The sequence below is a fragment of the Planotetraspora kaengkrachanensis genome, assembly GCF_016862895.1.
Classification (GTDB): Bacteria; Actinomycetota; Actinomycetes; order Streptosporangiales; family Streptosporangiaceae; genus Planotetraspora; species Planotetraspora kaengkrachanensis.
Genome location: NZ_BONV01000015.1, coordinates 96,212 through 119,349 on the forward strand (window position 1 = coordinate 96,212; position 23,138 = coordinate 119,349).

Annotated in this window: 27 protein-coding genes; 13 read left to right on the forward strand and 14 right to left on the reverse strand. The window is 69.8% G+C overall.

Going from position 1 to position 23,138, the window contains the following annotated elements:
- Positions 1 to 30: 30 nt before the first annotated feature.
- The gene (locus Pka01_RS18580) at positions 31 to 945 is read right to left on the reverse strand and encodes a DMT family transporter (RefSeq protein WP_203884056.1); all 915 of its coding nucleotides are present in this window, start codon (positions 943 to 945) and stop codon (positions 31 to 33) included.
- 105 nt (positions 946 to 1,050) lie between these two features.
- Here Pka01_RS18580 and Pka01_RS18585 point away from each other — a divergent pair, with 105 nt between their 5' ends.
- Complete coding sequence (locus Pka01_RS18585) at positions 1,051 to 2,040, forward strand: isopenicillin N synthase family dioxygenase (protein ID WP_275414478.1); 990 nt, start codon at positions 1,051 to 1,053, stop codon at positions 2,038 to 2,040.
- Positions 2,041 to 2,086: 46 nt separating this feature from the next.
- The gene (locus Pka01_RS18590; protein WP_203884058.1) at positions 2,087 to 3,223 is read left to right on the forward strand and encodes a low temperature requirement protein A; all 1,137 of its coding nucleotides are present in this window, start codon (positions 2,087 to 2,089) and stop codon (positions 3,221 to 3,223) included.
- Positions 3,224 to 3,242: 19 nt separating this feature from the next.
- Here Pka01_RS18590 and Pka01_RS18595 read toward each other — a convergent pair whose 3' ends face one another.
- The gene (locus tag Pka01_RS18595; RefSeq protein WP_239115103.1) at positions 3,243 to 4,298 is read right to left on the reverse strand and encodes a sigma-70 family RNA polymerase sigma factor; all 1,056 of its coding nucleotides are present in this window, start codon (positions 4,296 to 4,298) and stop codon (positions 3,243 to 3,245) included.
- 68 nt (positions 4,299 to 4,366) lie between these two features.
- Here Pka01_RS18595 and Pka01_RS18600 point away from each other — a divergent pair, with 68 nt between their 5' ends.
- On the forward strand, positions 4,367 to 5,020 hold the full coding sequence (locus tag Pka01_RS18600; RefSeq protein ID WP_203884060.1) for a maleylpyruvate isomerase family mycothiol-dependent enzyme: 654 nt from the start codon (positions 4,367 to 4,369) through the stop codon (positions 5,018 to 5,020).
- A gap of 45 nt (positions 5,021 to 5,065) precedes the next feature.
- Here the strand turns inward: Pka01_RS18600 and Pka01_RS18605 are convergent, their stop codons facing one another.
- The 6 genes from Pka01_RS18605 to Pka01_RS18630 all read right to left on the reverse strand — a co-directional run bounded on the left by Pka01_RS18605 (position 5,066) and on the right by Pka01_RS18630 (position 11,516).
- Positions 5,066 to 6,349, reverse strand: coding sequence for a GH1 family beta-glucosidase (locus tag Pka01_RS18605; protein ID WP_203884061.1), 1,284 nt, complete (start codon positions 6,347 to 6,349; stop codon positions 5,066 to 5,068).
- Positions 6,346 to 7,356, reverse strand: a complete 1,011-nt coding sequence (locus tag Pka01_RS18610; RefSeq protein WP_203884062.1) for a LacI family DNA-binding transcriptional regulator — start codon at positions 7,354 to 7,356, stop codon at positions 6,346 to 6,348. Before Pka01_RS18610 ends, Pka01_RS18605 begins: the two co-directional genes overlap by 4 nt.
- Complete coding sequence (locus Pka01_RS18615; RefSeq protein ID WP_203884063.1) at positions 7,353 to 7,601, reverse strand: carbohydrate-binding protein; 249 nt, start codon at positions 7,599 to 7,601, stop codon at positions 7,353 to 7,355. The genes Pka01_RS18610 and Pka01_RS18615 overlap by 4 nt, the downstream gene beginning before the upstream one ends.
- 409 nt (positions 7,602 to 8,010) lie before the next feature.
- Complete coding sequence (gene sthA / locus Pka01_RS18620; protein WP_203884064.1) at positions 8,011 to 9,414, reverse strand: Si-specific NAD(P)(+) transhydrogenase; 1,404 nt, start codon at positions 9,412 to 9,414, stop codon at positions 8,011 to 8,013.
- 139 nt (positions 9,415 to 9,553) lie between these two features.
- Positions 9,554 to 10,789, reverse strand: a complete 1,236-nt coding sequence (locus tag Pka01_RS18625; protein ID WP_203884065.1) for an NAD(P)/FAD-dependent oxidoreductase — start codon at positions 10,787 to 10,789, stop codon at positions 9,554 to 9,556.
- A 4-nt stretch (positions 10,790 to 10,793) separates the two neighbouring features.
- Positions 10,794 to 11,516 (reverse strand): helix-turn-helix transcriptional regulator, encoded by a 723-nt coding sequence (locus Pka01_RS18630; protein ID WP_345338311.1) that lies wholly within the window; start codon positions 11,514 to 11,516, stop codon positions 10,794 to 10,796.
- 113 nt (positions 11,517 to 11,629) lie between these two features.
- Here Pka01_RS18630 and folE point away from each other — a divergent pair, with 113 nt between their 5' ends.
- The 3 genes from folE to Pka01_RS18645 all read left to right on the forward strand — a co-directional run bounded on the left by folE (position 11,630) and on the right by Pka01_RS18645 (position 13,097).
- Positions 11,630 to 12,265 (forward strand): GTP cyclohydrolase I FolE, encoded by a 636-nt coding sequence (gene folE, locus Pka01_RS18635; protein ID WP_425571060.1) that lies wholly within the window; start codon positions 11,630 to 11,632, stop codon positions 12,263 to 12,265.
- A 19-nt stretch (positions 12,266 to 12,284) separates the two neighbouring features.
- Positions 12,285 to 12,680 carry an arsenate reductase family protein gene (locus Pka01_RS18640; protein WP_203884067.1) on the forward strand — a complete coding sequence of 132 codons (396 nt, stop codon included), beginning with the start codon at positions 12,285 to 12,287 and terminating at the stop codon, positions 12,678 to 12,680.
- 69 nt (positions 12,681 to 12,749) lie between these two features.
- Positions 12,750 to 13,097: a hypothetical protein gene (locus Pka01_RS18645; RefSeq protein WP_203884068.1), complete on the forward strand. Its 348-nt coding sequence runs from the start codon at positions 12,750 to 12,752 to the stop codon at positions 13,095 to 13,097.
- 6 nt (positions 13,098 to 13,103) lie between these two features.
- On the opposite strand, the gene Pka01_RS18650 is transcribed toward Pka01_RS18645, so the two are convergent.
- On the reverse strand, positions 13,104 to 13,358 hold the full coding sequence (locus tag Pka01_RS18650; RefSeq protein ID WP_203884069.1) for a metallothionein: 255 nt from the start codon (positions 13,356 to 13,358) through the stop codon (positions 13,104 to 13,106).
- Between the two features lie 389 nt (positions 13,359 to 13,747).
- Here Pka01_RS18650 and Pka01_RS18655 point away from each other — a divergent pair, with 389 nt between their 5' ends.
- The gene (locus tag Pka01_RS18655) at positions 13,748 to 14,104 is read left to right on the forward strand and encodes a hypothetical protein (protein ID WP_203884070.1); all 357 of its coding nucleotides are present in this window, start codon (positions 13,748 to 13,750) and stop codon (positions 14,102 to 14,104) included.
- 568 nt (positions 14,105 to 14,672) lie between these two features.
- On the opposite strand, the gene Pka01_RS18660 is transcribed toward Pka01_RS18655, so the two are convergent.
- Positions 14,673 to 15,275 (reverse strand): TetR/AcrR family transcriptional regulator, encoded by a 603-nt coding sequence (locus tag Pka01_RS18660; protein ID WP_203884071.1) that lies wholly within the window; start codon positions 15,273 to 15,275, stop codon positions 14,673 to 14,675.
- 113 nt (positions 15,276 to 15,388) lie between these two features.
- Between Pka01_RS18660 and Pka01_RS18665 the strand changes: the two genes are divergently transcribed.
- The 4 genes from Pka01_RS18665 (at position 15,389) to Pka01_RS18680 (ending at position 18,613) form a co-directional block, all read left to right on the forward strand.
- Positions 15,389 to 16,138 carry an SDR family NAD(P)-dependent oxidoreductase gene (locus Pka01_RS18665; protein WP_203884072.1) on the forward strand — a complete coding sequence of 250 codons (750 nt, stop codon included), beginning with the start codon at positions 15,389 to 15,391 and terminating at the stop codon, positions 16,136 to 16,138.
- 34 nt (positions 16,139 to 16,172) lie between these two features.
- Entirely contained in the window at positions 16,173 to 17,030 is an 858-nt protein-coding gene (locus Pka01_RS18670; protein ID WP_203884073.1) for a TIGR03620 family F420-dependent LLM class oxidoreductase, read from the forward strand.
- A 712-nt stretch (positions 17,031 to 17,742) separates the two neighbouring features.
- Positions 17,743 to 17,904: a hypothetical protein gene (locus tag Pka01_RS18675; RefSeq protein ID WP_203884074.1), complete on the forward strand. Its 162-nt coding sequence runs from the start codon at positions 17,743 to 17,745 to the stop codon at positions 17,902 to 17,904.
- Positions 17,905 to 17,968: 64 nt separating this feature from the next.
- Positions 17,969 to 18,613: a pyridoxamine 5'-phosphate oxidase family protein gene (locus Pka01_RS18680; protein ID WP_203884075.1), complete on the forward strand. Its 645-nt coding sequence runs from the start codon at positions 17,969 to 17,971 to the stop codon at positions 18,611 to 18,613.
- Here Pka01_RS18680 and Pka01_RS18685 read toward each other — a convergent pair.
- On the reverse strand, positions 18,598 to 19,404 hold the full coding sequence (locus Pka01_RS18685; protein WP_203884076.1) for an SDR family NAD(P)-dependent oxidoreductase: 807 nt from the start codon (positions 19,402 to 19,404) through the stop codon (positions 18,598 to 18,600). The genes Pka01_RS18680 and Pka01_RS18685 overlap by 16 nt on opposite strands.
- Before the next feature lie 76 nt (positions 19,405 to 19,480).
- On the opposite strand from Pka01_RS18685, the gene Pka01_RS18690 reads away from it, so the two are divergent.
- Positions 19,481 to 20,011 carry a TetR/AcrR family transcriptional regulator gene (locus Pka01_RS18690; RefSeq protein WP_203884077.1) on the forward strand — a complete coding sequence of 177 codons (531 nt, stop codon included), beginning with the start codon at positions 19,481 to 19,483 and terminating at the stop codon, positions 20,009 to 20,011.
- Here the strand turns inward: Pka01_RS18690 and Pka01_RS18695 are convergent.
- A complete protein-coding gene (locus Pka01_RS18695) occupies positions 20,004 to 20,585 on the reverse strand; it encodes a GNAT family N-acetyltransferase (RefSeq protein ID WP_203884078.1) in 582 nt (193 codons plus the stop codon). The two genes, Pka01_RS18690 and Pka01_RS18695, sit on opposite strands and share 8 nt — an antisense overlap.
- 175 nt (positions 20,586 to 20,760) lie before the next feature.
- Here Pka01_RS18695 and Pka01_RS18700 point away from each other — a divergent pair, with 175 nt between their 5' ends.
- Positions 20,761 to 21,195: a YbjN domain-containing protein gene (locus Pka01_RS18700; RefSeq protein ID WP_203884079.1), complete on the forward strand. Its 435-nt coding sequence runs from the start codon at positions 20,761 to 20,763 to the stop codon at positions 21,193 to 21,195.
- Positions 21,196 to 21,226: 31 nt separating this feature from the next.
- Here Pka01_RS18700 and Pka01_RS18705 read toward each other — a convergent pair whose 3' ends face one another.
- Positions 21,227 to 21,853 carry an NADPH-dependent F420 reductase gene (locus Pka01_RS18705; RefSeq protein WP_203884080.1) on the reverse strand — a complete coding sequence of 209 codons (627 nt, stop codon included), beginning with the start codon at positions 21,851 to 21,853 and terminating at the stop codon, positions 21,227 to 21,229.
- Between the two features lie 39 nt (positions 21,854 to 21,892).
- The gene (locus Pka01_RS18710) at positions 21,893 to 23,080 is read right to left on the reverse strand and encodes an epoxide hydrolase family protein (RefSeq protein WP_203884081.1); all 1,188 of its coding nucleotides are present in this window, start codon (positions 23,078 to 23,080) and stop codon (positions 21,893 to 21,895) included.
- Between the last annotated feature and the right edge of the window lie 58 nt (positions 23,081 to 23,138).

Sequence of the window (23,138 nt, forward strand, 5' to 3'; positions counted from 1 at the left end):
GCCGGGAGCCGGCCGCGCCGGGGCTCGTCGCTATTCAGCGGCCGCCGCGGCGACCGGGCGCCGGGCCCGGCGGAACGGGACGGCGCCCTGGATCACCGCGATCCCGGCCAGCACGACGAGCGCGCCGACGGGCTGGTGCCAGGTGAGCCGCTCGTCGAGGATCGCGACTCCGGAGACGGTGGCGAACACCGGCAGGAGATACGTCACCGTCGAGGTGGTCGTGACCCCCGCGATGCGCTGGACGCGGTAGAGGAGCAGGTACGCGATTCCAGTGCCGAGCGCGCCGAGGGCGAGCAGGCTGCCCCACACCTGGGCAGGCACGTCGAGATCGACGAGCGGGACGCCCGCGAGAGGCGTGATGACGGCCAGCTGGACGGTCCCGGCGACGAGCTGGGAGGTGGCGAGGACGATCGGCTCCTCACCACGATGGGTGATGAAGCGGCCCAGGTAGGCCCCGCCGACGCCGTAGCAGGCGGCGGCGGCGAAGCAGGCGAGGCTGCCGCTCAGCTCGCCGCCGGAGACGGGCTCCCAGACCCCCAGGACCACCATCACGCCGGCGAAGCCGACGCCGAGGCCGGTGATCTTGGCGGCGGTCGCCCGCTCGCTGCGGAGCAGCAGGGCGAACACGAGCGTGCACAGCGGCGTCGTGGCGTTCCAGATGGAGGCGACCACCGAGGACACGTGCTGCTCGCCGTACCCGAAGAGCGTGAACGGCAAAGTGGTGAGCACGGTCGAGGCGAGGGCGAAGTGCCCCCACAGCCGGGGATCCCTCGGCAGGCGCCGCCCACCGGCGTACAGCGCGACCAGCAGGGTCACCGTCGCGATCGCCATCCGGCCGAAGGAGATCTGAAGCGGATGGAGGCTGCCCACCGCCACCTTGATGAAGAAGAAGCTGTTGCCCCAGATGGCGGCCAGCAGGATGAAGGAGGGAACCCACCGGCGCATGCGTGCAGTCCTCCGCTCGCGGAACGATCTAGTGCCGGTAAGGAGCGTAATCCCCTATGACACCTGATTTCGAGCGGTTTTCGGACTATGTGTTGGGATAGGAGAATGTCGAGCGCATCGGGACCCTTGCCGATCATCAACGTGAGCTCCCTCGTCGGCCCCGGCTCGTCCGAGGACCGTGCGGAGGCCGCCCGTCAGATCGAGGCGGCCTGCAGGGACAGCGGGTTCTTCTACATCAGCGGGCACGGCGTGCCGCCGGAACTCGTGGCCGGTCTGGACGGCGCCGCACGGCGTTTCTTCGCGCTCCCCCTCGAGCGCAAGATGGAGATCTCCATGAACAGGGGCGGCCGGGCCTGGCGCGGCTTCTTCCCCGTCGGCGGCGAGCTCACCTCCGGCCGTCCCGACCTCAAGGAGGGCGTCTACTTCGGCGCCGAGGCGCTCGACGACCGGCAGCGGCCTTTGTACGGCCGCAACCTCTTCCCGGCCGCGATGCCGGAGATGCGGGACGTGGTGCTGCGCTACCTCGACGTGCTCACCGACGTGGGCCAGGCGGTCATGCGCGGGATCGCCCTGAGCCTCGGGCTCGACGAGGACTACTTCTCCTCCGGCTACACCGCGGCGCCGACCGTGCTGTTCCGGATGTTCCACTACCCGCCGGCGCCGCCGGATTCCGACGAATGGGGGGTCGGCGAGCACACCGACTACGGGCTGCTGACACTGCTGCTCCAGGACGACAACGGCGGGCTCCAGGTCCACACGTCGCGGGGCTGGATCGAGGCCCCGCCCGTTCCCGGCACGTTCGTCTGCAACATCGGCGACATGCTCGACCGGCTGACCGGCGGCCACTACCGGTCGACGCCTCACCGCGTGCGCAACGTCAGCGGCCGCGACCGCCTGTCGTTCCCGTTCTTCTTCGACCCCGGATGGGACTGCGAGGTGCCGCCGCTGCCCTCGCTGCCGCGGCGCGGCGGCGGCCGCCCCCGCTGGGACGGGCAGGACCTGCGGGCCTTCACCGGCACGTACGGCGACTACCTGCTCGGCAAGGTCTCCAAGGTCTTCCCCCAGTTGCGTGACGAGGTTCTCGATCAGCCGTGATGTAAGCGGTGCAATGTTGTAATCAGGACACCGGCACAATGTCGGCATGCATCTGCCCACCTGGTTCAGCGAAAGGGTGGAGCCCACCTCCCCCGAGAACGAGCTCCGCGTCTCGACGATCGAGCTCTTCTTCGACCTCGTCTTCGTCTTCACGGTCACGCAGCTGACCACGCTGGTCGTCGGCGACTTCACGGAACGGGCGCCCGGCGCGCACCACTTCGCCGGGCAGGGCGTCGTCCAGACGTTGCTCATCTTCGGCGTCCTGTGGTGGATGTACGCCGGCTACGCCTGGCTGACGAACGCCGTCCCGCCGGAACGGCCGGCGCGGCGGGTGCTGGTCGTCTGCGGGATGGCCGGTTTCCTGATCATGGCCCTGGCGATTCCGAGCGCCTTCGACGGCGGCGGCCTGTCGTTCGCGATCGGCTACCTCGTCATCGTGCTCGTCCACGGCGGCCTCTACCTGCAGGCGTCCAGCAGCGTGTTCCGGCTGCTGCCGTTCAATCTCGGGGCGACCGCGCTCATCTTCGGCGCGGCGTTCGCGGCCGCTCCGTGGAACTACGTGCTCTGGGCGGCCGCGCTCGTCCTGGTGTGGACCAGCCCCTACTTCATCGGCCAGCGCGGCTTCGCCCTCCACCCGGCGCACATCGTCGAGCGGCACGGGCTGCTCGTCATCATCGTGCTCGGCGAGTCGATCGTCGCGATCGGCATCGGCGCCAGCGGCGCCCACCCGTCCGCGGGGCTGGTCGTCTCCGCGTTGCTCGGGCTGGCGCTCACGGCCGCACTGTGGTGGGTGTACTTCGGCGGGGACGAGGAGGCACCCGTCCGGGCGTTGCTCCGCCTGGAGGTCGTGAGCCGCACCCGGCGCATCCTCGGGGCCTACTTCTACGCGCACATCCCCCTGCTGCTCGGCGTCGTGGCCACGGCCGCCGGGATCAAGAAGGCCATCGGGCACGACCATCTCGGCCTCGGTCCGGCCGTGGCGCTGGCGGCGGGCGTGGCCCTGTTCATGATCGGTGACGTGTGGTTCCGCCGCCAGCTCGGGCTCGGCCGCGGGGCGGCGCGACCGCTCGCCGCGCTGCTGGCCGCGGCGAGCTTCCCCATCGGCCTGTGGTCGTCGGCAGCGCACCTCGGAGCCCTGGTCGCGCTCCTCGTCGTGACGCTGTCGGCAGAGCGCGCCCTGTAGATCCGGCGCGAGCCCCGGCTCACGGCACTGAGAGGGGCAGTCCGAAGGGCGCGAAGTGCTCGGAGCCGAGGAACGACGTGATCTCGGCGATGTGGTAGTCGCGCAGAGTCAGCACGTTGATCGACCAGGCGTGGTGAACGCCGGTGGGGCTTTCTCCCAGATAGCACGCGACGGCCGGCTGGCCGTTCGCGCCGGTGAGGCGGTGACGCCAGCTGGGGCAACGGGTCAGCGGGACCTGGACGGCGAAGTCGGTGACGGCCGCGAGGCCGCGGTACCAGTGCGGCAGCGGCGGCATCGACCAGGTGACGTCCTCGGTCAGCAGCGCGACCAGGGCGTCGGCGTCGCCTCGTTCCAGAGCCGTGGCGAACCTGGTGACGATCTCCCGCACCCGGCCGTCGCCCATTCGGCGCAGCGCCTGCTGCTGAGCGGAACCGGGAACCTTCTCCGCAACGATCTTGCGGGCTCGGGCCAGGGCGGAGTTCACCGAGGTGGCCGAGGTGTCCATCATGCTTGCGATCTCGGACGCGGAGAAGCCGAGGACGTCGAACAGCAGCAGTGCCGCCCGCTGGTTGCCGCGCAGGTGTTGCAGGGCGGCGACGAAGGCGAGCTCGACGGCTTCCCGCTGCTCGTAGCGCGCGGCAGGCGTGGCGGGACCGTCACCGAGCCCGGCGTCGGGGTAGGGCCCCAGCCAGGCGACGTCGGTCAGTGGTGCTGAGTCGAGTACGGCGCGCTCACTGGACGGGCCGAGGTCGACGGGCATCGCACGCTTGGCGCGGGTGTCGACGATGTCCAGGCAGATGCGGGTCGCCACGACGTACAACCACGAGCGCAGTGAGCTGCGTCCCTCGAAACGCGCAAGCCCTCGCCACGCCCGCAGCAGCGCGTCCTGTAGCGCGTCGTCTGCGTCATGGGTGGAGCCGAGCATGCGATAGCAGTGCGCGTGCAGCTCCCGCCGCAACGGCTGGATCAGGCGGGTGAACGCCGCGTCGTCTCCCGCACGCGCCCGGGCCAGGTCGGCGTGCTCGGCGGCGCTCACCACGGAGCCCGCGGACGGTCCGGAAAAGACTTCCCCCACGAGCGACGATTCTGCCGTGCGGCGGGAGTCACCACTACGACTTACCACCATCGACAGGAGTCCACGACATGCCCAAGACGCGAGCGACCTCAGATCTCGGGCGCCGGACCGAGACATGGTCTCTCATCCACGCCGAACGCGCCGCCCTGGCGGCCGACCTCGTGAACCTGACCGACGAGGAATGGGCGACACCGTCGCTGTGCACCGGGCTGACGGTACGCGAAGTGCTCGCCCACCTGACCGCCTCGGCCGGCCTCACCCCGGTGCGCTGGCTGGCGGGCGTGATCCGCTGCCGATTCGACTTCGACAGGCAGGTGGCCATGCGGCTGGCCGAGCAGCTCGGCTCGACCGAGGCCGAGACGCTCGAGAGATTCCGCGGCATCCTCACCAGCACCACCAAACCGCCCCTGCCGACTCTGGCGATGCTCGGCGAGACGATCGTGCATGGAGAAGACATCCGGCGCCCGCTGGGCATCCACCGTGACTACCCGATCGGCACATTGACGCGAGCAGCCGAGTACTACCAGGGCTCCGACCTCGTCGTCCTCGCCAAGGGGCGAATCGCCGGCCTGCGACTCGCCGCCACCGACGGTCCGTTCACCACCGGATCCGGGCCACTCGTGTCCGGCCCCACGGTGGCCCTGATCATGGCGATGACCGGACGCACGGCGTACTGCGACGAGTTGCAGGGAGACGGCGTCGCCGCCCTCCGCCATCGCTGATCTCCGCGGCAGGGTCGGCCAGGGGCGGCGGCCGCCGATCAAGGCTCAGGACGGCAGGCCGCCTCGCGCGATCACGTCGCGGTACCAGTGAGCGCTGTCCCTGGGGGTGCGCTCCAGGGTGTCGTAGTCGACCCGGACCAGGCCGAACCTCATGTCGTAGCCCCGGGCCCACTCGAAGTTGTCGAGCAGCGACCACACGAAGTAGCCGCGCACGTCCGCACCCCTGCCGATGGCGGCGTGCACGGCGCGCAGGTGCCCGTCGAGGTAGTCGACCCGGCCGGGGTCCGCCACGCCGTCCGGCACGGCGACGCCGTTCTCCGTGATCATCAGCGGGACGCCGGGGTAGTCCTGCGAGAGCCGTACGAGCAGGTCCTCGAGTCCGGCCGGGATGACCTCCCAGCCCATCTCGGTGAGCTCGCCGTGGGGCTTGTCCCACGCGATGCCCGCTGTGCCTGGGTGCTCGAGCGACCCCTCGGCCGTGGGGTCGGCGACCACGCGGTTGACCGTGTAGTAGTTCACGCCGAGAACGTCGATCGGCTGGGCGATGGTCGCCAGGTCGTCCAGGTTCACCTCGGTGTAGCGCGACAGGTGCTCAAGGACGTCGTCCGGGTAGGCGCCGCGCAGCACCGGGTCGAGGAAGATCCGGTTCGCGAGGCCGTCGACGAGGCGGGCCGGCTCCGGGTCGCCGAGGATGGGCGTCAGGTTCAGCGTCAGCGAGATCGACTCGGCCCCCGCCGCGCGGAGCGCCTGGACGCCGAGACCGTGCGCAAGCATGAGGTTGTGCGCGGCGGTGAAGGCCGCGGCGGGGTCGGCGACGCCCGGCGCGTGCCGGCCGGAACCGTGGCCCACGAAGGCGGAGACCCACGGTTCGTTCAGCGTGGTCCACGTCCGGACGCGGTCGCCCAGCAGGTCGTGGACGCGCGTCGCGTAGTCGGCGAACCGGTAGGCCGTGTCCCGGTCGGTCCAGCCGCCCTTGTCCTGCAGGCTCTGCGGCAGGTCCCAGTGGTAGAGGGTGGCCACCGGCGCGATGCCCCTGTCGAGCAGCGCGTCCACGAGCCGGTCGTAGAAGCCGAGGTCGGCCAGGCGCGGCCAGGCGACGGAGAAGCGGTAGGCCCCCAGTCCGAGCCACGACATCGTCTCGACGTCTTCGAGGTACCGGTGGTAGTGGTCGCACGCCACGTCGCCGGTGTGCCCGTCGCGGACCTTGCCGGGCGTGTGGGAGAAGGTGTCCCAGATCGAGGGCACGCGGCCGTCGGCGTCGACGGCTCCCTCGATCTGGTACGAGGCGGTGGCCGCTCCCCAGAGGAAGCCGTCAGGAAAAATCGTCATTGAGTGCTCTCACGTATGGTCAGGCGGGGTTCGAGAAGGGTCGACTGCGGTACGGGACGGTCGTCCAGTTTGGCCATGAGTAGTCTGACGGCCTGCCGGCCGACGTCTTCGGCGGGGACCAGCACTGAGGTCAGCGCCGGGCTGGCGCGCTCGGCGACGTCGTCGGGGCAGATCGCCACGACCGACACGTCCTCGGGCACCCTCCTGCCGAGGACCCGCAGCGCCCCCAGCACGTGCCCGGCCGCGGCCTCGTTGTGCACCACCAGGCCGGACACGCCCGGGTGCTCGTCCATCAGGTCGCGTACGGCCGAGCAGACCTCGTCGAACGACTCCTCGCACGGCCGGGTGACCGCCCGCACGCCGTGCCTGTCCGCCGCCTCGACGAAGCCCGCCAGGGTGCGCTCGGCGAAGCCGGTGCCGCGCTCGTAGACCACGCCCGGGGCCCCGAGCAGCGCGATCTCCCGGTGGCCGAGCCCCGCGAGGTGCTCGGCGCACAGCGCCCCGGCGCGGGCGAAGTCGAGGTCGACGCAGGTCAGCCCTTCCCTGTCCGCGGGGAAGCCGATCAGCACGCTGGGTTCGCCGAGACGGCGCAGCAGCGGCACGCGCGGATCGTGGATCTCCACGTCCATCAGCAGGAGGCCGTCGACCAGGGCGCTGGCCGCGACCCTGCGCAATCCGTCGGGACCCTCGTCCGCCGTCATCAGCAGCACGTCGTGGTCGTACTGCCGCGCGGTGGTCACGACCGAGGTGGCCAACTGCATCAGCACCGGCAGGTTCATGCCCGCGCGCAACGGCAGCACGAGCGCGATCACTTTGGCGCGCTTGCTGGCGAGCGCCCGGGCTCCGGCGTTCGGGTGGTACCCGAGCGCCCGGACGCTGTCGAGCACCCGCTGCCGGGTGGTCGCCGAGATGGCCCGCTTGCCGCTCAGCACGTACGACACCGTGCTGACCGCGACTCCGGCGTGCCTGGCCACGTCCGCGATGGTCGCCGTTCTTGGAGAGCTCACGGGCGCGACTCCGGCGCGCTCACCGCAAGCCGCTCGTCCTCGAACACCACATGAAGATCGCGCACTCCGGCCGCTCCCGCCAGAGGGGTGGCGAGCCCGGCGAAATCGTGCCTGTTCGGCGTGGGCGGCACCGTGACCGCTCCGATCACGTCGCCGTAGACGGGCGGCGCGGCGTCCCTGAACGAGGGGGCGTCACGGGCCTCGCAGCCGGCCGCCGGACCCGAGGCGGTGACCGGTTCGTTCATGAGGATCCGACCTTCCTGCCGAAGCGCTTCGATCGCCGGACGGAAGAACGCATCCTGAGGCGCCACCGTGCGTTCGACCTGCCGTGTTCGGTTCACCGAGGCACCGGATTCGAAGCGCTTCGAAAAGGAATCGAATGACGTTTCCGATGGGATAATTCCGGACTTATCCGGAAGGCTGCCGGTTCATTGGCTTCCGGTCAAGACCCAAGAAGGACCGCTCCATCCGTGCGCCCGTCGCACCGGAGACGCCGTACGGTCTGACCTGCGGCCGGTGACCGTGCGCCCGCACGAGTGCGCATGGCGGGTCCGAGCAGCCACGGCCCGAGGTGGACGTGGTAACCACCGAGGCGATGTCAACGGGAACGCGGGGCGGGAGTGGCCGCTCGCGGCCGGAGCACGCGGGACCTGGTCAGTCGGTGATCCGGGCCACCCTCCTGAGCTTGTTGACGGCGTCGAGGGCGGCCACCTTGTACGACTCGGCCAGCGTCGGGTAGTTGAAGACCGCGTCCACCAGATAGTCGATGGTGCCGCCGCAGCCCATCACCGCCTGGCCGATGTGGATGAGCTCGGTCGCCCCCGTGCCGAAGACGTGCACTCCGAGCAGCGTCCGGTCCTCGGGGGAGACCAGCAGCTTCAGCATGCCGTAGGTGTCGCCGATGATCTGGCCGCGGGCGAGCTCGCGATAGCGGGAGACGCCCACCTCGAACGGGATGAGCGAGTCGGTCAGCTCGTCCTCGGTCTTCCCGATGAAGCTGATCTCCGGGATGGTGTAGATCCCGATCGGCTGGAGCCCGTTCAGCCCGCTGACCGGCTCGTCGCAGGCGTGATAGGCGGCCAGCCTGCCCTGCTCCATCGAGGTCGCGGCGAGTGAGGGGAACCCGATGACGTCTCCGACTGCGTAGATGTGCGGGACGGAGGTCCGGTAGAACTCGTCGACCGCGATCCTGCCCCTGTCGTCGGCAGTCAGCCCCGCGGCCGTCAGGGCGAGGTTCTCGGTCATCCCCTGCCGGCCGGCGGAGTACATGACCGTGGACGCGGGGATCTTCTTGCCGCTCTCCAGGATGGTGAGGGCTCCGCGCGGGTGCTTCTCGACCGCGGCGACCGTCTCGCCGAACCGGAACGTCACCGCGAGGTCGCGCAGGTGATATTTGAGCGCCTCGACCACCTCGAGGTCGCAGAAGTCCAGCATCCGGTCGCGCCGCTCCACCACGGTGACCTTCGTGCCGAGGGCGGCGAACATCGAGGCGTACTCGATGCCGATGACCCCGGCGCCGACGACCACCATGGAGTCGGGCACCTGGTCCATCTGCAGGATGCCGTCGGAGTCGATGATCGTCTGGTCGTCGAACTGCACGCTGGCGGGCCGCGCGGGTCTCGTGCCGGTGGCGACGATGATCTTGTCGGCGGTGACCTTGATCTCGTTGCCGCGCTCGTCGACGACGGCCACGGTGTGCGGGTCCACGAAGTGGCCCGAGCCGCTCAGGACCGTCACGCGGTTGCGGGCCAACTGATTGCGGATCACGTCGACCTCACGTCCCACGACGTGCCGCGTCCGCACGGTCAGGTCGGTGACGGTGATGTCCTCCTTCAGCCGGTAGCTCTGGCCGTACATGTCCCTCTGGGTCAGGCCGGTCAGGTACAGCACCGCCTCGCGGAGCGTCTTGGAGGGAATGGTCCCGGTGTTGATGCAGACGCCGCCGATCATGTCGCGGCGTTCGACGATGGCGACCCGTCGTTCCAGCTTCGCCGCGGCGATCGCCGCCTTCTGCCCACCCGGTCCGGAGCCAAGGACAAGTACGTCAAAGTCGGTCACATCGTTAGTTTGAGGCTCCCAGGTGGCGCCGGAAAGACTTCCGTTCGTTTCACCTGGCCCGACCGGACATGTTGATCCGCGGTTCGCGCAGAGTTCACACGGCGCCGGACGACAGAGCGACGCGAGCCGGTCGCCCGGGTCAGTCGGCGGCCACCTGGGACAGCGGCACGCCCGTGTCGGCGAGCCTGTCTCTGTCGACGCGGGCGCCCGAGCGGATCAGTGTCTGGATCTGGTCGGCGACACCCCAGACGTTGACGTTCATGCCGGCCGTCACTCTGCCGTCCGCGATCCAGAACGCGATGAACTCACGCGACGCGAGGTCGCCTCGCACCACGACGTCGTCCACGTGGCCGGGCGACGCGTGGCCGCTGTACTCCATGCCCAGGTCGTACTGGTCGGTGTAGAAGTAGGGCAGCCGGTCGTAGGCGACGTCCCGGCCGAGCATGGCGCCCGCGGCGACCACGGGCTGGTTGAGGGCGTTGGCCCAGTGCTCGACACGGATGTGGGCGCCGAGCAGCGGGTGGTAGGCGCTCGCGACGTCACCGGCCGCGAAGATGTCAGGATCCGACGTGCGCAGGTCGGCGCCGACCCGAACGCCGTCGTCGACGGCCAGCCCGGCGGACCAGGCGAGGCCGGTGTTGGGGACCGCACCGATGCCGACGACGACCGCGTCCACGTCGAGACGGTCGCCGTCCGCCAGCCGCACCCCTCGGACCTGACCGTCCTGTCCGGTGATTTCCGCGACTCGCACTCCCAGCCGCAGATCCACGTCGTGACCGCGATGCAGGTCGGCGAACACGGAGGCGATCCGGGAGCCGAGTACGCGCAGGAGCGGCTGCGGCTCGATCTCCAGGACGCTCACCCGGACCCCGGCGGCGCGGGCGGCGGCGGCGACCTCCAGACCGATCCACCCCGCGCCGACGATCGCGATCCGGGAGACCTTTGCCAGAGCGTCCCGGATGCGCTCGCTGTCGTCCACGGTGCGCAGGTGCAGCACGCCGTCCAGGTCCGCCCCCGGAACGGCCAGGCGGCGGGGCGCGGCACCCGTGGCCAGCAGCAGCCTGTCATAGCCGAGCCGCTCCCCGTCGGACAGCGTGACCTGGTGCGAGCCGGGGTCCACTCCGGTCACCGCGACTCCCGAGCGGAGATCGACGTCGTGCTCCCCGTACCAGCCGGCGTCGTGGACGAAGATCTTCCCCCGCTCCGACTTCCCCTGCAGGTAGTCCTTGGACAGTGGCGGCCGCTCGTACGGCGGATGCGGCTCGTCGCCGATGAGCACGACCCGGCCGTCGAAATCCTGTTCCCGCAACGCCTCGGCGGCCTTGGCCGCGGCGAGCCCGCCGCCTGCGATCACGAACGTGGGGGGTGTGGACATGACGTCATGCTCCAGTCGACCTCGTGGCGGACGCGGGCGGGATGGCTGCGCCGAACTCGACGCAGCAGGCTCCCGGCCGGGGCGCCAGGGTGGCGTTGAGAGTGGTGGCGCCGAGTCCGCCGAGGAACCCGGCCAGGAAGGCGTGGTTGATCCCGCAGACCAGATCGGGATCCTTGGCGGCCAGCGGATGGAAGGGGCAGTTCCGCAGCCGGACCAGCGTCGGCGTGGCGCGTGCGGGCTCGAATCCATGGCGTTCGAGTATCTCGCCGACGCAGGTCAGAGCCCGTTCGGCCCCCAGGCGCCCCGGCCGCATCCGCTTCCGCTCGGCGTCGCCCAACTCGTGACCACGCTCGGCCGCCACGCGCAGTGCGGCGTCCCGTCCGCTCTCCCCCGGTCCCTGAGTCCGTACGGCGTCGAGCAGGATGCCTGCGAGCAGGCCGTGTTCACGCCGGGGGATGCTGACCTGGACGTCCAGATCGGCCGGCTCGTACACCTTCGGCGCGCGGCCGACCCGGCCCGTCTCTCGCGGCCGCCCGTACCCGGCCCGCAGCAGTCCCGCGGCGACCAGCTTGTCCAGATGGAAGGCCGCCAGCTTGCGCGAGATCCCGACGCTGTCGGCGGCCTCGTCCCGGGTGACCGGGCCGTCCGACCGCCGGATGTAGCCGTACATGCTGCGGCGCAGATCGTCGCTGAGCACCGCGGCGGCCGCGAGCGTGGGGTCCTCCATGGTCACCTGACCACAATAACACCAAAACTTGTTGGCTAAATAGCTTGATTGTCCAGCTTGTTGACGTTCCTCTCCGATATGGCTAACACTTGCTTCCGAAATAGGAGGTGGCCATGTCCAGTCCGGCACACCAGGCAGAACGGCCGGTGACGATGGTCCCGGGGGCCCACGGGCGCCCGCCGCGTCACGACCACGTGGACGTCGCGGCGGCCGAACGCGCCGCCGCACAGTTCCTCAGCGCCCTCGGCATCGCCGTCGACGCGGAAAGCCTGCGGGACACGCCTCGCCGGATGGCCCACGCCTACGCCGAACTGTTCAGCCCGCGCCCCTTCGACCTCACCACCTTCCCCAACGACGAGGGGTACGACGAGCTCGTCCTCGTCCGCGCCATCCCCGTCCGGTCCGTGTGCGAGCACCACATGCTTCCCTTCTCCGGCGTCGCCCACGTGGGGTACCTGCCCGGGCGGCGCATCGTCGGCCTGTCGAAACTCGCCCGGATCGTGGAGCATTTCGCCTGCCGTCCGCAGGTGCAGGAACGCCTCACCAAACAGGTCGCCGACTGGTTGCAGGCCCGACTCCACCCCAAGGGAGTCGGTGTGGTGGTCGAGGCCGACCACAGTTGCATGACACTGCGCGGCGTCCGCGCCCCCGGATCGCACACGGTCACCTCGGCCCTCCTGGGCGTGCTCCGCGACGACGCTCGTTCGCGCAGCGAGTTCTTCGCCCTCGCCCATCCCACCGGCCGTTGACGGAGGCGACAGGCAGCCCATGGAGATCTGGATCAACCCCGACTGCTCGAAGTGCCGTTCCGCCCTGTCCCTCCTGGACGCCGAGGGCGCGGAGTACACCGTCCGGCGCTATCTGGACGAGCCGCCCACAGAAGACGAGCTACGTGACGTCCTGGCCAGGCTCGGCCTCGAGCCGTGGGACATCACCCGGACCGGTGAGAGGGAGGCGGACCGCCTCGGCATCGCCGGCTGGCCGCGCGACCCCGCGGACCGCGATCGGTGGATCCAGGCGCTGGCCGCCCACCCGATCCTGATTCAGCGCCCCATCATCACGGCCGACGACGGGCCCGCCGTCATCGGCCGGTCCGCCGACGCCGTCCGCTCCGTCCTCGGGCCGCCACAGCCGAGCCCGTCGCCGCAGAACGGAGCCCCTTGATCACCCGCGAGCAGGCGAAGCAATCCGAGTGCAACTCAGACGCAACCGGGGCGAGCCACCCTGCCAAGTATGTGGAAGGACACTTCGCGGTATCTCAGTGAGCTCCTCATCTGGGAGATCGAGGACTATCTCAGCGCGCAGGCGGTGAAGCCGGACAAGGCACGCGTCGCGTACCTGCGGCTGGTCGACCACCGGGCCGCGGCCGCGGTCGCGGCCGACCTGGAGGCGGGCGGCAGCTTCTACGCGGCGGCCAAGCGGGCGCACGTGTTCGGCATGACCCTGCCCGGCGACATGTTCGGCGTGGTGACCCGGGCAGAGCGTCCCGGCGTGTTCGACGCCGTGCCCGGCACCACGTTCCCTCCCGTCCCCGACGGCGAGGGCTATGTGATCATCAGGTTGATCGCCTTCGAGTCCTGACCCGGACTACCGCCGCCCGCCGGGGGCGGTCTCACGGTCGGCGATGGTCTTCGCGCCCTCCTTACGCGCACAGTGGGCGCAGCAGAACCACCGCCCGTCCATGGCCACGCCGTGCCCGACGATGCGGCACGAGCAGTGCTCGCACACGGGCGCCATTCGGGTGATCGCGCACTCGAAACTGTCGAAGACGTGCACCACTCCCTGAGCGTGCACCTCGAATGCCATGTCGTAATCGTTGCCGCAGACCTCGCAGGTCGCCATGGTCCACCCCCGGTCAGCCGATATTCCGACTCCGGCATACCCCTCGGGCCAGACCTGCGAACCGCGATGGACCGCGCATAACAACGGGCTGACCAGGACTTTCATCACGGACCTGGCGCCCGATGACGGTGAAGATCAGGATCACGGCGAGGACAGCCCCACGGCGGCGACCGCGACCACGCCGCTGATGAGAAGGCTGTTCCAGAGCTTCTCGCCGAAATCCACCCGATTACAGAAGTCGACGATCCCGCCGAGGTAGAGCTCCTTGGGCAGGCTCCGCTTGACGCCCGGAAGATCGAAATAGATACCTTAGGGCGACTTTCACCCTTTTGTTCCGCTTTATGCCGGTTTTGGGTAATGTAACCGGCAAGTAGGGGGCAGGAGGTGGCATGAACAGGTTCGTTCACGTGATGCCGCTCGACGACGTCATCAGCCATGAGGGCACGCCGGACTGCATCTGTGGACCGGCCGGGCAGATCGTGAGCGCGGCGGACCTCCTGGAGGACCCCGACCTCGACGGCGTCGTCGACCCTGACGACCTGACCGACCTCGAGGACGAGGACGTCCTGGACGGCGCGGACTCCCCCGGCATCGGCCTGGCCGACTGGGAGCGGGCGGACGGCCTGGAACAGGCGGACGAGGACGACGGACCTGAGGGCGACCCCCGCCTGGCGGTCTGCATCATCATCTACCACCACTACGCCCTACGCCCCTGCTACGAATGGGAAGCCTCCCCCGAGCCCTAACCCCTCCGCGAACCCCTCCGCGTGATCATGCACAGATTCGCGGAGATGCCGTCCGACCAGCCCCACACCGCGCGTGATCATGCACACCCTCGCGGGGAGACCCTCCGACCAACCCCTTCACAGTTCGTGATCATGCACACATTCTGCGCGATCCCGCGCGACCTGCGCCGACACCTCCCGTGATCATGCACAGATTCGGCGGGATCACCTCCGACCTGCACAGACCCTTTTCGTGATCATGCGCGTCGATCGCACGGGCCAGCTCGCCGCGATGATCGCGTTCGCGACCGATACCTGCCGTACGGCACGCAAGGGGTACCTACCTGCATGATCACGGACTGGATCAGCCAAGGTCACACGGCGGTGGCGCGAACCCGTGCATGATCACGGCAGGCCTTACCGCAGGCAAGCGGACACTTCCCCGAATTTGTGCATGATCACGAAAGGTGCCTGCGCAGGTCAGGTGGGCTGCCACCGAATGTGTGCATGATCACGCCCAAGAATCACGCCCAAGAATCACGCCTAAGGGTCACGCCCAAGGGTCACACCTAAGGGGTTGCCTGAGGGGTCAGGGGAAGGCTCGGAGGGCGATTTCGACGGCGCGGGCCAGTTCCTCGCGGGTGGCGCCGGCGGAGGCGTGGACGGCCAGGCCCTCCGACACGGTCATGACGTAGCGGGCGAGGTCGTCGGGATCGTTCTCGGGGGCCAGGTCACCGTCCTCGATCGCGCGGCGGAACCGGTCGCGCATCGCGACCTCCCCACCCTTGCGCGCCTGGGCGAGGGTCTCGGTCACCTCGGCGTTGTCGGGCCCGCAGGACAGACCGCCCTGAATGGACAGACACCCCGGCGGCCGCCCCGGCATGGTCACGGCCTTCGCGTTCTCCCGCAGGAAGGTCTCGGCGACCTTCCTGGCGGTCGGCGCGGCCAGGGCGTCGCGCGCGTAGGCCATGTCGACCGCGGCGTAGCGGGCGAGCACCTTGCCGAACAGGTCACGCTTGTTGCCGAAGGCGGCGTACATGCTGGTCTTGTTGATTCCCATCGCCTCGGTGAGGTCACTGAGCGAGGCGCCCTCGTAGCCCTGACGCCAGAAGACCTCGAGTGCCCGGTCCAGCGCCGCATCGGCGTCGAATCCGCGAGGCCGGCCGATCACGGCCCGTCCAGTGCTGCTCATGCGCTTCAGGGTACCCAACACAAACCGATCGGTACACAAGTCGGCCGGGCGGTGCTATGGTCGGTTTCGGTACCGATCGGTACCGAAGTTTTCGCAGGAACAGGATTAGAACTATGGGACAGCTCGAAGGCAGGACCGCCGTCGTCACCGGGGGCACCACGGGCATCGGACTCGCCGCGGCGCAGCGACTGGCGCAGGAGGGCGCGTTCGTGTTCGTCGCCGGCAGGCGCAGGCCGGAACTCGACGACGCGGTACGGAAGATCGGCCCCAACGCCGTCGGCGTCCAGGGCGATGTATCGGACCTGGCTGACCTCGACCGCCTTTACGCCGCGGTCGAGCAGCGGGGACAGGGAGTGGACGTGCTGTTCGCCAACGCGGGAGGCGGCGCCTTCGCGCCGCTCGAGCAGGTCACCGAGGAGCACTTCGACCGGACCTTCGACACCAACGTCAAGGGCACACTCTTCACCGTCCAGAAGGCGCTGCCACTGCTCAACGACGGCGCGTCGATCATCTTGACCTCCTCCAGCAGCGCGGACTCGGGCGACGAGGCCTTCGGCGTGTACGCGGCGTCCAAGGCGGCCATCCGCTCCTTCGCCCGCACCTGGGCCAACGAACTCCGGGTCCGCGGCATCCGGGTCAACGCCATCACACCCGGGCCGGTCGACACTCCCGGATTCAGCGGCCTGGCCCCCGACGAGGAGCAGGCCGAGCAGCTCAAGGGCTACATGGCGAGCCAGGTGCCCATGGGCAGGATGGGCCGGCCGGAGGAGGTCGCCGACGCGGTCCTGTTCCTCGCCTCCGGTCAGAGCACCTTCGTCACCGGCTCCAACCTCTACGTCGACGGCGGCTTGAACCAGATCTGAGACCAGAGCCGACAGACGGACAGGAGCGTCAACGATGGACCTGGGACGAACGGGAATCTGGAGCACGGAACTCCGCCTCGGCGATCCGGGCGAGACGACGGACGCCGCGGCCGAACTCGACGATCTCGGCTGGGGAACACTGTGGATCCCCGGCCTGGGCGGCGGCGACGTCCTCGGTGACATGGAAAGGCTGCTGCGGGCCACCCGTACGGCCAAGGTGGCCGCCGGCGTCATCAGCATCTGGCGGCACGACGCCGAGGAGATCGCCCGGGGGCACGCCGCGCTCCGGGAGTCGTACGGCGCACGCATCCTCACTGGCCTCGGGGTGAGCGACCCCGCCACCGCGGCCGGAGCGGGCCGCCCGTTCCGGCCGGTGGCGGACATGAACGGGTATCTCGACCGCCTCGACCACGCGGACGTCCCCCTCCCCGCGGACGAGCGCATCCTGGCCGCGCTGGGCCCGCACCTCGTACGGCTGGGCGGGCGACGCACCTCGGGGGTGCACCCGTTCATGGTCACGCCCGAGTCCACGGCGGCCACGCGGGAGTCGCTCGGGCGGGGGCCAACGCTCGCCCCCTACCAGGCCGTCGTGCTGGACAGGGATCCCGAGAGGGCCCGTGCCACCGCGCGCGGCTTCCTGGGGCCGTTCCTGACCATGGGTCACTACACCAGAAGTCTGCGGCGCCAAGGGTTCGCCGACGAGGATCTGGCCGACGGCGGCAGCGACCGCCTGATCGACGGAGTCGTGGCCTGGGGGGAGGTCGAGGCGATCGCCGGCCGCGTGAGAGAACACCACGACGCGGGGGCCGACCACGTCGCCCTCCACGTCCTGCGTGCGGACGGGACGTTCCCGCGCCGTGAGTGGCGAGAGCTGGCGCCCCTCACCCGCTGACGCCTCCGGATGCCGAGGGCGTACGGCTCCCGTGACCCGCGGCACTGGTGTCGCTCATCCCGCGTCAGCCCGGCGCCCACGCCGCCGCGCGATCGCCGAGAGCGGCTACGTCGTCAACCGCAACGCCCGCAGCCTCGTCACGCAGCGGACCGGGTCGGTCGTCATGGTGCTGTCCGAGCCGCACGAGAGGGCCGATGGACACGCCGGGCGCCACCCAGCGGTTGGAGGGCTTCCTGACGCCGTGGTCGAAGGCGGAGCGCGGCGTCAGGTGGGGCGTCGGTGTCCGGATCGCATCGTCTGATCGGCGCGGGCGGGCGGACACCCGAAACGGACAAAGTTCCTGCTAAGTGGATAATTAGGCAGATAATGCGCGCCGCCGCGTCCCGGGCCGGCCGGGGCGAGCCGCACCGAACGGCGCCCGCGTACGGCGGAGGCCGCCGTACGCACCATCGACACTGCAAGCGGAAAACAAGGGGACCGCAAGCGGGAGGGAGCATAGTCTGCTCACCATCGTCGCAAGGAGGCACGGATCATGAGACGGATAAGGATCTCCCGGCCACGCCGCACCCGCCGCGTCACCGGCCTCTTCGACCTCGATCTCCGCTCCCCCTCCGGCCGCCGCCTGCCTTACTGATCTCTTTACGCCTGCTTTACGCGATCCCCTGTATTTATCTGGGACGGATAACGGAATCATCACGGTCGGGGGGTCTACATGCTCAAGGTGGTGCCGTCTCTCGCCAAGGTCAGGGACATCAGTCCGTTCCTGCGCCGCAGGCCCATCCGGCCCAGCCGCAAGGTCGTCGACCTGCGGGCCTACACCGGAGGCAACGTCATCCGACTCCCCCGCACCTCGGGTCCGACCCCGGCGGCGTGATCGGATCCGGCGGCAGGCCTCTGAGGCTTCCGGCCGGCTCCGCACTTGGGTTAGATGTCACCTTATGAGTGATCTGTCGGCTACCAGCCGAACCCGCCACAGCCGGCTCCGGGAGCAGGGCCGCACCGACCGCGCCGATCTCTTCGCGGTCCTGAACGCCGGGTTCATCTGCCACCTGGGGATCGTCGTCGACGGCGACCCCATGGTCGTGCCGACCGTCTACGGATTCGACTCAGGCCACATCTACGTGCACGGATCGGTCGCCAGCCGCAGCCTCACCTCGGGGACGACCGTGTGCGTGACGATCACCCACGTCGACGGCCTCGTGCTCGCCCGCTCGGTGTTCGAGCACGGGGTCAACTACCGCAGCGCCATGATCTACGGCGTTCCGCGCGTGCTTGAGGGCGAGGAGAAACTGGCCGCGCTCGAATGCCTGACCGAGCACGTCGCCCCCGGCCAGTGGGACTACGCGCGCCGGCCCAACCGCAAGGAACTGGCCGCCACGACCATGCTGGCGATCCCTCTGGAGGAGGCCTCGGTCAAGGTGCGGCAGGGCCCGCCGGAGGACGCCGACGACCCGCACGACGTCTGGGCGGGCGTGCTGCCGCTGTCGACCTCGTGGCGGGAACCGGTCACCGACCCGCACGCGAGCCACCCGGTCCCCGACCACGTCGCCCGCCGGACGTCCGGAGATCAGGGAGTCGTCTGACCCAGCGCACGGCGGATGAGATCGTCGCTCAGCACGCGCAGGCGGGCCCTGGCCTCGGCGTCGTACGCCTGGGAGTCCGCTCGGGCCTCGCGCGTGCCGTTGAAGTAGCGGCCACTCGGGACGTCCTCGTCGATGAGGCGCAGGGTCGCGTCGCCCCCCTCACTCACCGGCGAGAGGATCGGGGCCCCCGAGTCACGGACCATCGTGGTGTCCATGTAGGTCGCCGGGTGCAGGGCGGTGACGGACACCCCCTGACCGGCCAGTTCGGCCGCCAGGTCGACGGTGAACATGATCTGCGCCAGCTTGCTCTGCGAGTACGCCCGCTGCCTGCCGTACTCCTTCGTGAGCAGGGGATCGCCGAAGTCGATCGCCTGCTGACCCGCCGAGGCCACGTTCACGATCCGGGCGGGAGCCGACCTGACCAGCAGCGGGACGAGCCGCCGGGCCAGGTGACAGCCGGCCAGATAGTTCACCGCGAACCTGAGCTCGATGCCGTCACGGCTCTCCTCCCTGCCGGATCCGGGCACTCCCCCGCCGATGCCCGCGTTGTTCACGAGCACGTCCAGCCGGTCGAACCGCTCCTCGACCTCGGTGGCCATGCGGTCGACCTGGCGAAGGTCCGCCAGGTCCGCCAGCACGCCCTCGGTGGCGCCGCCGATCTCCTCGCGCACCCGTCGCACCCGGTCGGCGTCCCGTCCGTGGACGATCACCCGGTCGCCCCTGGAGGCGATGCGCCCGGCGAGGTGACGGCCCAGGCCGTCCGTTGCGCCGGTGATGAGAATCGTCCTCATGCCGTTCCCCTGATTAAATCGAGACATTATGCCTCGTAAAGGCTAAACGAGACACCGTGTCCTGTAAAGTGACCGCATGGTCGGCAGACCGCGCAGCGAAGCTTCCCGCAGGGCCATCCTCGAGGCCGCCCTGCGGCTGTGTGAACGCGACGGCTATCCGAACGTGACGCTCAAGGCCGTCGCCGCGGAGGCGGGCACCGGCCGTCAGACGCTCTACCGGTGGTGGAACACCAAGGCCGACGTGCTCCTGGAGGCCATGACCACCATCGTCGCGCCGCGCATCCCCCCGTCGCCGCCCGACCTGCGGTCCTTCCTGCTGGACACCTTCGCCCTGACGGACGGAGTCGCCGGACGCGTGGTCGTGGGGCTCATGGCCGAGGCGCAGAGCGACCCCGATCTCGCGGAACGGTTGCGTACCCTGCTCATCGGCCCCCGGCGGGCCGCGCTGAGGAAGGTGCTGGAGGGCGCCCTCTCCTCGCACGCCGACCTCGACCTGACCGTCGACATGATCTTCGGGGCGATGTGGTACCGGCTGCTCAACCGGCATGCGCCCGTCGACGCCGCCCTCGCCGAAGAGATCACGGACCTGGTGCGGAGGATCAGCTGAGACGACGATCGATCCGCAAGTGGAGCGGCGGATGCCCGGGAGACTCGAAGCCGAGAGACCGATACAGGCTCATGCCGTCCTGGGTGGCGTTGAGGCTGATCACCCCGACCTCCGTCTCGTCACGGAACCAGCCGAGCAGCGCGACCAGGCACGCCCTCGCGTATCCCAGTCGCCGGCCGCGCACGTCCGTGCTGATGTTGAAAACGTGGCCGTGGCATCCACCGGCGTTCGTCGGGCTGGGCGCACGGTCCTCGCAGATCCCCGCGGCACAGCTCACGACGCCCAGTTCGGGATCGTCGGCCACGAACGCCGCGAACCGCGACGGCTCCTTCAGCCGCTCCTCGAACCAGGAGACGGCGCCGTGACGCCATGCGGCGTCCCGGCCGCCGATGTCGAGACCCATCTCCCCGAGCATGAGCGCGCGGAGCCGTACCAACGCGGGGACATCGCCCGGTACGGCCCGCCGGACCCGCGACGCGGCGGGAGTCCCGGGCTCGGAGCCGCCGGCCGGGCCGGGCCCCGCGACCGGATCTGAAGTTCCCCGACCCCTTGGGTCGTCAGCTGACACCGGCATGTTCCCATCGTGCGCCTCGCCGTCCGGCCGGACGACGGCCGGAACCGCTCAGCGGCCGGAGCCGATCGACGGCCGGAGCCGGTCGGCGGGCCCGGACCGCCGCTCGCGGTCCTCCTCGCGCTCCGCTTACGCGACCGCCCGCTCATCAACGGCGCCATGATGCAGGATGGTGGATGTGACCCCTTCGCCAGCGGTCGTCCAGCCGGATCGGGAGCTCATCATCGAGATCCTCGACGAGCTGGATCTCGAGCACACCGTCGACTCCGAGGGGGATCTCGCGATCTCGACCTCGGAACTGACGGTCTTCTTCCTGTTCGGCTCGGAGGGAGACCTTTTCACGATCCGGACCTTCTACGACCGGCACTACTCGGTCGACGAGAAGCCGATGCTGCTCACGGCGCTGAACGAGTGGAACGCCGACACCATGTGGCCGAAGGTCTACGCGTTCACCCCGGACAGCGGCCTGATCCGGGTCATCGGCGACGCGCAGCTGTACATCGGCGCGGGCGTCACCCGGGAGCATCTCACCACGGTCATCGCCCACTGGGTCAGGTTCGCGATCAAGTTCCACCGCTGGCTGGCCGACCGCCTCGCCTTCGAGTCCGACTGAGCGGCTCAGGCCGGACCGGGCGGCTGAGCCGTCAGCCTTGGGCGAGAGCCTCCTTCAGCGTCTCGGCCGTGAAGCGCGGGCCGTAGGCCGGCTTGTCCCGCTGGAACCTGCGGCCCTCGGCGAGCGGACCGGCGTCGACCACGTCGAAGCCGAAGGAGTCGATCAGCTCGGCGACGACCTTCTTGGCCTCCGCGTCGTCACCCGCGATGGGCAGCGCGCGCCTGCCCTCCGTACCCCTCGACACGCCCTCTTCCCCCAACTGGGCATAGTGGATCGAGTTGAACGCCTTGACCACCTGGGACGCCGGCAGGTGGGCGGCCAGCGTCTCGCTGTCGGACGTCTCACCCGAGTCGATGTCCGGGAAGCGCCCGTCACGCTCGTGGTAGTAGTTGTTCGTGTCGATCACGATCTTGCCGGCGAGCGGCTCGACCGGTACCTCGCGGTAGCGGCCGAAGGGGATCGTCACCACGACGATGTCTCCGGCCGCCGCCGCCTCGGCCGCGGTCGCCGCGCGAGCTCCGGGGCCGAGTCGCTCGACCAGTTCCGACAGGGTCTCCGGACCGCGGGAGTTGCTCACGACCACCGAGTGGCCGGCGTCGAGCGCCAGCTTCGCGACCGTGCCACCGATGTGCCCGCTGCCGATCAGTCCAATAACCATGGCCGCTGCAACACACCGCCGACAGGTCGCATTCCCCGCTCAGCGCAGTGTGCGGAAGAACTCCCGCACGTCGGCGACCAGCAGGTCAGGCGTCTCCATGGCCGGGAAGTGCCCACCCGTGCCGAACTCCGACCAGTGACCGATCTCGTTGTCCGGGTCGAGCAGGCTCCGGATGCCGTTGTCGGCGGCGAACACCGCCACGCCGAGCGGCCCGGACGAGCTCAGCCGGCCGTGCCCGCCCTCGCCGCCGGACCGGGCGACGATCTCCTTGAAGGCCTTCATCCCCTCGTAGCCGAAGTTGGCCGAGGAGGCGCCCGATCCCGTGAACCAGTACAGGCTCACGCCGGTCAGCAGGTGGTCCCGGTCGACGGCGTCCTCCGGGAGTTCGGCCGCCGGATCCGTCCACTCGCGGAACTTCTCGGCGATCCAGGCCAGCTGGCCGGCCGGCGAGTCGTTGAGCGAGTAGGCGAGGGTCTGCGGCCGGGTGGACTGGATCTCCAGGTAGCCCATGCCGTCCGACTGGAACGCGTTGAACCGTTCGGCGCGGACGCGGTCGGCCTCGCCGAGCCCGCCGAGCGGCACCGGCGGCCCGAACGGCACCGGCCCCGGTCCGTTGATGTGCACGCCGGCGACGCGATCGGGCGCGAGCATCGCGAGCATTCCCGACACCCCGGACCCGATGTCGCCGCCCTGTGCGGCGAACCGGTCGTAGCCGAGCCGGTCCATCAGCTCGATGAACGCGCCGGCGACCCGGAAGATGTTTCCCCAGCCCTGCTCGCGGACCGGGTTGGAGAACCCGAAGCCCGGCAGCGAGGGGACCACCACGTGGAAGGCGTCCGCGGGGTCGCCGCCGTACGCCCGGGGGTCGGACAGCGGGCCGACGACCTTGGCGAAGTCCGCGAACGACCCCGGCCACCCGTGCGTGAGGATCAGCGGCAGGGCGTCCGGCTCGGGTGAGCGTGCGTGGACGAAGTGGAAGTCCTGCCCGTCGATCGTCGTCGTGAACTGCGGGAGCCTGTTGAGCTCCGCCTCGTGCTCGCGCCAGTCGTACCCGTCGCGCCAGTACGCGGCGAGCCCCTTCAGGTACTCCAGGGGGACGCCGCGGGTCCAGCCGGCGCCGGGGATCTCCCCGGGCCACCGTGTACGGCCCAGGCGGTCGTTCAGGTCGTCGAGGTCGGCCTGCGGGATGTCGATGTGGAACGGACGGATGTCTGCGGTGTTCTCCATGACGGCGACGTTGTCACCGCATGCGGAAAGCTTCGTTCCGCGTTCGATGAGATGGTGA